The 525-nt window shown below is 33.5% G+C and carries 1 protein-coding gene; it reads right to left on the reverse strand.

All coding sequences use genetic code 11. The annotated features are described in order from the left end of the window. Positions 1-155: 155 nt before the first annotated feature. Positions 156-449: a hypothetical protein gene (locus HHU12_RS34840; RefSeq protein ID WP_169661253.1), complete on the reverse strand. Its 294-nt coding sequence runs from the start codon at positions 447-449 to the stop codon at positions 156-158. Between the last annotated feature and the right edge of the window lie 76 nt (positions 450-525).

Raw genomic sequence — 525 nt, forward strand, 5'->3', positions numbered from 1 at the left:
TTTTCCTTTCTATAGAAAGTTTCATTGTTTTCCAATCTGTATAAAAAGAGTTATTAATCAGGGAGTCAATATTTTTTTTTAAATGCGGTACATTCGTCGCAACCTTAAGTATTCCCGTCATTCCTGTGTGTAAACTATTCATATCACTATTTTTTTTATATAAACACTAATTTTTTAATTTCTCCAAATTCGTTCATGAACCATACTCTAAACTCTCCTTTTTTCAACATCTCATCTGCCAATTCATCACCTAATTCATCTCTCAAAACTCTTAATATTTTATCCCCAGCCAACTCTGCCGCTTCCAAAGCACTTTTACCGCCTGCTTCAGGTAAAAAGAGAAAGTCCATACCTGTGATTTCAAAATTAGAAGGATCAATCAAAGGAATATTCTGTTCTCTGATAAAGTTAATCAACTCGCCATAAAGGGTGTAAAAAAACAGGTTCATCCTTTTCTGACAAACCTGTTTCCAATCATACACTATTAGTACCTAGGTACAAAACGATCTTTTCCTTCTGGACCAT

The sequence above is a fragment of the Flammeovirga aprica JL-4 genome (assembly GCF_012844305.1).
GTDB lineage: Bacteria > Bacteroidota > Bacteroidia > Cytophagales > Flammeovirgaceae > Flammeovirga > Flammeovirga aprica.